This window comes from Kocuria sp. GQ42, from assembly GCF_059758435.1.
In genome coordinates this window covers 1-7,986 of sequence record NZ_JCAXEN010000012.1, presented here as the reverse complement: position 1 = coordinate 7,986, position 7,986 = coordinate 1, and the positions used below count along the sequence as shown (strand labels likewise).

6 protein-coding genes are annotated in these 7,986 nt (G+C 63.6%); 2 read left to right on the top strand and 4 right to left on the bottom strand.

What is annotated here, in order from left to right; genetic code table 11:
- Nucleotides 1-1,975 precede the first annotated feature (1,975 nt).
- Together AC6CH6_RS17830 and AC6CH6_RS17825 are read left to right on the top strand one after the other, a co-directional pair.
- Entirely contained in the window at nt 1,976-2,887 is a 912-nt protein-coding gene (locus AC6CH6_RS17830) for a tyrosine-type recombinase/integrase (RefSeq protein ID WP_498256160.1), read from the top strand.
- A gap of 125 nt (nt 2,888-3,012) precedes the next feature.
- Nucleotides 3,013-3,660 carry a hypothetical protein gene (locus AC6CH6_RS17825; protein ID WP_498256159.1) on the top strand — a complete coding sequence of 216 codons (648 nt, stop codon included), beginning with the start codon at nt 3,013-3,015 and terminating at the stop codon, nt 3,658-3,660.
- Between the two features lie 11 nt (nt 3,661-3,671).
- On the opposite strand, the gene AC6CH6_RS17820 is transcribed toward AC6CH6_RS17825, so the two are convergent.
- From AC6CH6_RS17820 to AC6CH6_RS17805, 4 genes are all read right to left on the bottom strand, one after another.
- Complete coding sequence (locus tag AC6CH6_RS17820; RefSeq protein WP_498256158.1) at nt 3,672-4,208, bottom strand: hypothetical protein; 537 nt, start codon at nt 4,206-4,208, stop codon at nt 3,672-3,674.
- 199 nt (nt 4,209-4,407) lie between these two features.
- Nucleotides 4,408-4,881 carry a hypothetical protein gene (locus AC6CH6_RS17815; protein ID WP_498256157.1) on the bottom strand — a complete coding sequence of 158 codons (474 nt, stop codon included), beginning with the start codon at nt 4,879-4,881 and terminating at the stop codon, nt 4,408-4,410.
- Nucleotides 4,882-6,318: 1,437 nt separating this feature from the next.
- Nucleotides 6,319-7,503 (bottom strand): relaxase/mobilization nuclease domain-containing protein, encoded by a 1,185-nt coding sequence (locus AC6CH6_RS17810; protein ID WP_498256156.1) that lies wholly within the window; start codon nt 7,501-7,503, stop codon nt 6,319-6,321.
- Nucleotides 7,500-7,865 carry a plasmid mobilization protein gene (locus tag AC6CH6_RS17805; protein WP_498256155.1) on the bottom strand — a complete coding sequence of 122 codons (366 nt, stop codon included), beginning with the start codon at nt 7,863-7,865 and terminating at the stop codon, nt 7,500-7,502. The genes AC6CH6_RS17810 and AC6CH6_RS17805 overlap by 4 nt, the downstream gene beginning before the upstream one ends.
- Nucleotides 7,866-7,986 lie beyond the last annotated feature (121 nt).

The window sequence follows — 7,986 nt, the reverse complement described above, 5'->3', positions numbered from 1 at the left end:
TCATATCTCGCATCGTCGGAGCGTGTCCACCGCGGCGGTTGAGTGCCCGCTAGGGCGCGAGACCGCCGACCAGGTGGAGGGCGCGCTCCGGCAGGGTCGGCGCGTGAAGCTGTGAGAGGCCGCCCGCGGCCGAGCGCAGCGCTCACGCGCCGCTCTGGTGAGATGAACTGCCCAGGTGCCCCACCCCTGACTCACTCACCCTGGGGGCGTCAGCGCACCCGATCTTGAGGTACCGGCTGTGCTCACCTTCGATGCAGTCAGCATGGGGGATCGCTTAGCGCAGGTAGCCGGCACTTCCAGCGGTAAGCGGGGAGATTAAGGAACTCGCTGACGCTCGTGCTCTTCTTTCCCTGCCCTCCGCCCTTGCCCAGTTGAGCTGTAGAACTGTTCTCGACGGCAACGCCGGGCCAGCCTGGGAGCGAGTAGAGGGAGCGGAGGGCAGGGGGATGCCTTGAAGCCCCAACCCATGGTGGGTGGAGGCATTCAAGGCATGTGTGTCGATGGGGACCAGCCCGGTCGGTCGTGTCGGTCGCATCGGTTGGCCACCTGTGTGGGGTGGCTGTACATGGCTCAGGGCGTTACTTCTGAGCAGTGGCGGCATGTGCGCGCAGCTCCGGCGACGTGATGTCGCTGTAGGGCTTGGCACTCCTTTGCTGTCCGGGGATTGCTCGACCCGGTGAAGGCCCCTGTCTGCGCGCTCGGCAATGTAGCCGGCTCTGACCCGGGCAGCACCGCGTGTGAGGCGGCTGGTGATGTTGATCTACGGCCACGTCTCAGGCCGACACCAGGTCTTCCATCGCTGGTGGTTCCATTGCAAGCGTTGGCGCGCTTGCTAGAATGGACTCGTTGTAGGAAAACGACTTCAGGATACGGGACCGTTGGCGCGGTCCCGTTCCGCTTTAAGCGGCGCGGCGTGTCTCGCGTTGCTACGCAGGGTGAGGAAGGCCCGGCCTGTACAGGCCGGGCCTTCCTCACATCCAAGTAGCTGAGTGCTCAGTTGTTCATTGTGCCGCCGTACCTGCTAGGAGCGCAGGTACGGCTGATCCGCCACTAGGGAGTGAACGTCTCGCCCGCCGTGGGCGTGGCGTGGGGTCTCAGCTCGACTGTGAGCGACTTCGGCATCCTGGACGGTAACCCAATCGTGACTGTCACAATCTCCAATGTCCCCCATACCGCCCCTACTTTTAGGATGTTCACCACTGCGACCAGGGGGTTTGTCATGAACGTGTGGAAGAAGTCGATGGTGTGTACATCGTTGGCCGGGGGACTTCTGTTGGGGAGCGTGGGCCTGCCTGCTGTCGCTGCCCCGCCCACGCCAGTGGCGTACGACTTCGTGTACCAATGTGGCGAGCCAGGAGAGGGTCCTGCGTTGCGGATCGTGGCTGAGGGCAAGGAAAAGATAGTTAGCAACCCTGCAGGACTCAAGTCCCTTTCTCCGGGGCTGAAAGCGACTGTGACGAATGTGGACGATCCAACGAAGACGGTCAGCGCCACGATTACGGGCACCTTGCGTTTCGAAGCAGAGGGTCCGAATACCCGAGTGCGAGCCACCGGTCGGAATCTCCTCCTTCGGTCTGGTGGTCAGGGGCTAGTCCTGACATCGGGCAATGTGACCTTCGCTATCGACTCAACAGGGACTGAAGTGGATCCGCCCACCGGTCCGGGTAGGGCCACCGATCTTTGCGAGACGTTGGCCTAGATCCTTCACGGGGCGGAGCGTTCCTGCAGGGCAGGGACGCTCCGCCCCATCCATGTATGCACGCCCGCTCTTATCGCGACCTGCCTGTTGAGCGGGACCATGGTGGCGTAGGCGACTCCAGATTGGGCGACCAATAGCCCAGATTCCCGGCACGTCAACCGTTGGATGACGATACATCTGACCTCACAATCTGTTTGGTCATTGCTGGCTCTCGTCCAAATGGTTGCCTATTCGAAAGACCCTCATAATGCCGGTTATGGGCGCTACTGTGACCCGATGGACCCCACCCCCGCCCCGGCCGGCACCTCCAACGCCGAGCGGCACCACGATCTACTCGGGGCGTGGCTGGCCTCCTACGGTTCCGCCCACACCCGGGACGCCTACCGCCGCGATGCCCGGATCTTTCTGGGCTACCTCGAGGCCACCGGTCTGGACCTGCTGACCGTGAACCGGCCCCACATGGACGTCTTCGCCCGCATCCGCCAGGCCGCCGGAGACGCCCCGGCCACGCTGAACCGCCGGCTGGCCGCGATCTCGGCCCTCTACGCCTACGCCCTCGACGACGGGGCCCTGCAGAGCAACCCGGCCGCGCGGGTGCGCCGGGCCGCCGTGGACGCCGACCACTCCACCACCGCCGCACTCACCCGCCGGGAGGCCGAGGACCTGCTGGGCGCCGCGCGGGAGCACTCCCCTCGGGCCCACGCTCTGGTGGACCTGCTGCTGTCGACCGGGATGCGGATCTCGGAAGCCCTCGGCGCGAAAGCCTCGGCACTGAGTTCAGATCGGCTGGTGATCACCCGGAAGGGTGGCAAGAGAGCGGTGATACCCCTTCCTGAGCACACCGTGGAGGCTCTCCGGGACATGGCCGGCACCACCGGGACGGAGCTCGCCCGTGGGGACGAGGTCGACCGGTGGTTGTTCGCCACCAGCAGCGGCCGGCCCTGGGCCCGCACCGACGCCGCCAAATTCCTCACCCGCCTGGCCACCCGCGCCGGCATCACCACGAAGGTCAGCCCGCACGTGCTGCGCCACACCCACGCCACTCTTGCTCTCGAGCTGGGGGTACCCCTGCACCATCTGCAGGACTCCCTAGGCCACACCGACCCCCGCACAACACGGCGCTACGACCACACCCGCTCCCGCCTGGAGCACTCCTCCGCTCACCGAGTCGGCGCCCTGTTCGGGTAACACCTCGGAAGCCCCCTCCATGCTGAGACCCCTAGGTTTCATGGCACCAGGGGCGCCCCGTCGATGACAGCAGGTTCCTCGACGCGCGGAATGATCGCTCCGTGGCGGAGTGTCAGACTGGTGCCATGAGCACCGACAACACGCCTGAATCCCTGACAGATCAAGGCCTCACCGGGGGTACCACCGCGGTGTTCAGCATGAAGCAGGCCGCCGAAGTGGCAGGCATCAGCGTGAGCACTCTCCGCCGCCGCCGGGCGGACCTGGTAGCTGCCGGAGCCAATATCAGCCCCGACGGGTGGAAGGTGCCGATGACCGCCCTGGTGGCCTGCGGCCTCATCGCCGGGGAAGGCCCAGAGGCGGCCACCCGGCCGGCCTCGGCGACGCCGCGGCCCGGGGAGGGTTACGAGGCCTCGGGGCAGAGCCGCCAGCTGGCCGAGCTCACCGCCCAGGTACGCGAGCTCGAACGCGAAGTGAGCGAGTGGCGCCGCCGCGCCGAGGTCGCCGAAGCCCGCGCCGAAGAACGCGGCCGCGCCCTCGACGCCCTGCGCATCGCCAACGAGACCGAACGCATGGCCCTGCGCATGCTCACCGCCGGCATCCCCACTCCGGTGCAACCGTCCCAGGAATCCGCGCATCCAGCAGAGACGGAAATTCCCCGCTCCACTCCTCAGCAGGGAACTCCCAGGCACGCGGTACCCGTTCCCCCGCCCCAAGGCTCATCTCACGAGCAGCCACGGCGTAGAGGCCTCTTCTCCCGCGTCATGGGCCTCTAGGTCAAAGGGTCTCAGGCCCTGTCGCGCACTCTGAAGTCGCCTGAGTTAATCGGGAACTGATCACCGAAGTTCGTGTTGCAGAACCCAAATTCAAGGGCCTGCTCCGGGGTCACCCCCGACGCACCGAACCCATAGACAGCAGTGTCCGGCACTGGGTTCTGACCGTCACCGTTATCGGTGATCCGGACCATCACCACGCGACCGATGATCTCCTGGGGACCTTCAGTGACCTCCGTAACTGTACCGACCACAGCGGCGCGGTTGCCGTCCACGTTGACGCAGAACGCTTGAGCTTGGAAGCTGACAGGGGTGTTATTGCTGGGATCGTTTGTGATGAAAATCTGGCCGTTCCCATCCGTGCCAACGCCGGGAGTTCGATCGTTGGCATTGACCTTGATGGTGGTGTCCGAGGACACCTCTGATGGCCCTTCAAGGTGAAAGGCGCCTTCGCCGTTGACCTGATCGGGCCCGGCCGCATATGCCGGGCTACCAAGAGCGGCAATTGCAATAAAAGCAGAAACAGAAGTCAAAAGCTTATGCTTGGACATCACATTTATCCTCGAAACTCGTTTGGACAATAGATTAGGACCACAGACTCGCGCAAGCTACAACGGCGCGCCTGCACGACCTTCGTCGAATATCTGCGTCAAGATCTTCGGCACCAGATGGAGACGCCATTTTGAATTTACTCCGAGCAGCGGTAGAGAAGGTCAGGAGGCCTGCTCTACCGCTGGCTCAGGAAATTACTTAGCGATCCTTGACGGTGAAGTTCCCCTGCTCCACTGGTCCGGTGGCGAAGAAGTCATTACATCCCAGGTCCGTCTGGGAAAGGGTCCCGTCAGCCAGGTCAGGAGCAGCCCCGTTTCCGGGCGTCCCATTATCGATGACGGTGAACTGGATGTATTCGAAGGGACTGTTTTCATCAGCATTAGTAATACGCCCTGACACAGTTGCCATGTTGCCCTGCACGTTGACACAGGTAACGTCGGCATTGACGTCTTCAAAGAGGGTGTCGGGAATCCTGATTTTAAGATGTCCGTGCGCATCAGTGGGCGTGCCATGTGCGTTGACGATGAGTTGCCCGAACCCGATGCCGAAGCTGATCTTGCCCGATCCGGTCACCTGATCCTGAGGGGCCGCTGTAGCAGGAGTTGACATAAGGGCCGAGATCCCTAGCGCTGCTACAGCAGCGGCAATCTTTTTACGCATCACTATCTCCAAAATCAAATTTTTCGAGGCCCCCACCGAACGGCGTTGCCAACTGAAAATTAACCATGAAGGTGCAACTTACGAAAAGGTAAAAAAATTCTGTGTTGATTTTGTGATCATGAGACTATGAGTTACAAAAACACTTACATTTACAGTAGTTATATCTAGCTATTTAGGTTGATTGGCGAAAATTAACGTTGCCCGCATGATGCTGGCCCTGTGGGTTTTTCAGGCGGTGCGCGGGGCGTTGATGTTGACGGCGAGTCAGCTGGAGACGCAGTCCTTAGCTGGGATGCCGTAGAGGTGCTTTCCAGGAACCGTGAGACGTTCTTGGACGGGGAGGATCGTGGGTGTCCTGGGAGCGGCTGGCCCCTCCTGCGGGATCCGGGCAGGGCTGCGGAATTGGGTAGAGGAAGCAGAGGGACTCCCGGCAGTAATCCTCCGACATTTTTCGGCATTGAGGCGGGATTCCTTGGGGTCCAGTGCGGCCTTCTTGCGGCGTGCAGTCTCATTCGGCTTCCTGCTACGCGACGAGAGGCTAGGCCGGCGAACTAGACGGCCAGGGGTTCTCCACGGCCTCGAAGACCTCGGGTAAACCAGCTGGGACCCCCAGGGGCTCCTGGTAGTGGACGCGGGACCCGTTCTCCACGTCGGCGGGGTGAAACAGATTCAAGGGGGCAGCGTCACGAGCTCCCAGCAGATGGCTCTGGCCTCGTCAACCTTCGGAGCCACCACATTCATTGCACCATCTGCGCCACCGCATCCAGGGCTCCACACGTATATGCGACGGCAATGGAAAATTGAACTAGTCTTACACTATAGATAACTAATCGTTATGCTCGCGATACATACTATTCAGTTTTAAAAGCTACGACTTAATCTTTTTTTCACTCCTGACATTTGTGACACTCTTACTGCGGGGCCCAGGGGGGCGCCAAACATTTACAAGGGGGAATCATGTCTATTCGTAGGATTATGGCTACAGCATGCACCGCAGCTGCTCTTACATTGGCCACTACAGGGTCAGCGTTCGCCTACAGTAACGGTGGCGGCAATTCTGATGATGCTCCTGGCCAGGAAAAGGCCCAACAGAATTGCGTTGAAAACATCATTAAGCAGACCGAAAAGGGAATCAGCGCAGGTGGCGGACCCAAGGAAGGCATCCCTGCGCCGACCAATTGCGACCACTTCTTCAACTAGATCCAGCAAATTTGCGACGTGCGCCCCAGGTAGTTTGCACTGGGGCGCGCGTCGCATTCTCTGTTAATTTTGCTATATAATAAATTATTCCCCACCATAGATAGGCAAAAAGTTCGGCAATAAACGTTAAATGTAAGGAAACGCTTGGGAACGACCACTCGGTGCCGGTTTGTAGGTGCGCACAGCCGGTAGCCCCGGCGGAGGTCCGGGAGGCACCCGTGGTGGGCAGAGTCCGGTGACCAGCAGCGGTCAGCGCTCCATTTCCGTGTCCCTGTCCAGGGGACGGGCCAGGTGCGGCCGTGCCTGCTCTCGTTGCTGGACAGGAGCCGCCCGGCGCGGCCCGAGGGGGCGCTCCCGGGCCATCATTTGGCGGATCCGGGAGGTTTCAAGGATCTGTTGCTGGTAGGCGATCAGTCGTGGGTCGGTCTCGTTGCGGTCGGCCCACCAGCCGGCGATCTGGCCCATCTCGGCCAGCTGGTCCTGATCGATCTGTTGGTGTCGGCGCTGCTGCACCTCCGCTTCCGCGGCGTTCACGCGGGCCCGGTACTTGGCCTTGGACTCCAGCAGGCCCTTCTCCGGCACCTCCACCCGCCCAGCCGGAGGTGGGGTGTCCAGGACCTGGGAGAGCTTGGACCAGGCCAGGGTCTTGTCCAGCTGGGAGGCCTTGAACCACACCGGCTGTCCTGCCTCGTCGACCCGTCCGGTGCCGAACTTGTACCCGGACATCCGTCCCGTCGAGGCGCGGTTGGCCTCGAATTCCACCCCCGCCTTCTCCAGCTCAGCCTCGAAGGCATCGGTACCGCCGCCGACCGACCGGGCCGCACATGCCCGGACCACAGTGGCCAGCTCCACCCGCTCCGGCGGGAGGTGGTTGCGCAGGGCCTGGTGACGTTCCCCGCGGGTGATCTGATGATCAGCTGCCCGCCGGGACACCCTCGTGGTCTCCCGCGGGGCGACCTGCAGCCCGTAGGCCTCCTCGAGCTCCGCGCACGCGGTCTGGGCTTGGCGGTAGTCCTGGCGCCCGTGCCACACCTGCCCGGTGTCGGTAACCCGTGAGGCGACCAGGTGCACGTGGTCATCGGCGTGCCGGACCACTACCCACGGGCGCTCCTCCAGGCCCATCCGGGTCATGAACGCCGTGGCGGCATCGCGCCACTCCGCATCCGTCAGCGCCCGATCCCCCGGCGCGCAGCGCAAGGAGACCTGCCAGATCGGCTTAGTGATCTCCGGGCGCGACGCTGCCGCGTCTCTGAGCTCGGCGGCCCACCGCCCGGTGGTGTCCCCGCGCATTGCCAGGGTCCCGCCGATCACGATGCCCCCGACCTGCTCGGCCCCGTCGCGGTCGCGGTAGGTGTGCATCGCGGTCTTGCCCGGCCCGTGCAGATAGGCGGCGATGTCCCCGGCCCGGGTGCCGCGGGTGATCTTGGCGATCATGAGCGCAGCGCTTCCCGAATCTGACCCATCACGGCCTCGGCTGCATCCACCCGGGCCACCAGCTCCGCCGCCGCGCCCCGGTCAAGGCCGGAGACGTTCGCCGCGCGCACGGCCTGGTTCAGGTTGTTGCCCACCCTGGCCAGCTCCGCCCGCAGCGCCGCGACCTCCGGGGGCGGACCAGGACGGGAGGGCGCCGCGCGGTGACCGTTGAGAAGGCCGGCCATGGTGGTGCGCACCCAGGTGCCCAACCGCCCAGAACCGGCCTCCGCAGCTGCCGCCACCCAGGCGGCGTGCTCCTCCTCGGTCAAGCGCACCGCCACCACACGGGTGCGCTTGACCGGTCCTTCGGTCTCCTCGGCCACGAGGTGACCCCCTCCCTTTGGTGGGTCGAGCTCTGCGAGATCCGCCCCCCGCCCCCGCAGCGAAGCGAGGAGGCGGCGAGGTCGACCAGCGTGCAGTGAGCGCCAGCGAACGTAACGCTAG

What these genes read in the sequence shown, in the direction of transcription:
- AC6CH6_RS17830 (WP_498256160.1), top strand. Translation starts at nt 1,976, where the DNA reads ATGGACCCCACCCCCGCCCCGGCCGGCACCTCCAACGCCGAGCGGCAC.
- AC6CH6_RS17820 (WP_498256158.1), bottom strand. Translation starts at nt 4,208, where the DNA reads ATGTCCAAGCATAAGCTTTTGACTTCTGTTTCTGCTTTTATTGCAATT.
- AC6CH6_RS17810 (WP_498256156.1), bottom strand. Translation starts at nt 7,503, where the DNA reads ATGATCGCCAAGATCACCCGCGGCACCCGGGCCGGGGACATCGCCGCC.
- AC6CH6_RS17825 (WP_498256159.1), top strand. Translation starts at nt 3,013, where the DNA reads ATGAGCACCGACAACACGCCTGAATCCCTGACAGATCAAGGCCTCACC.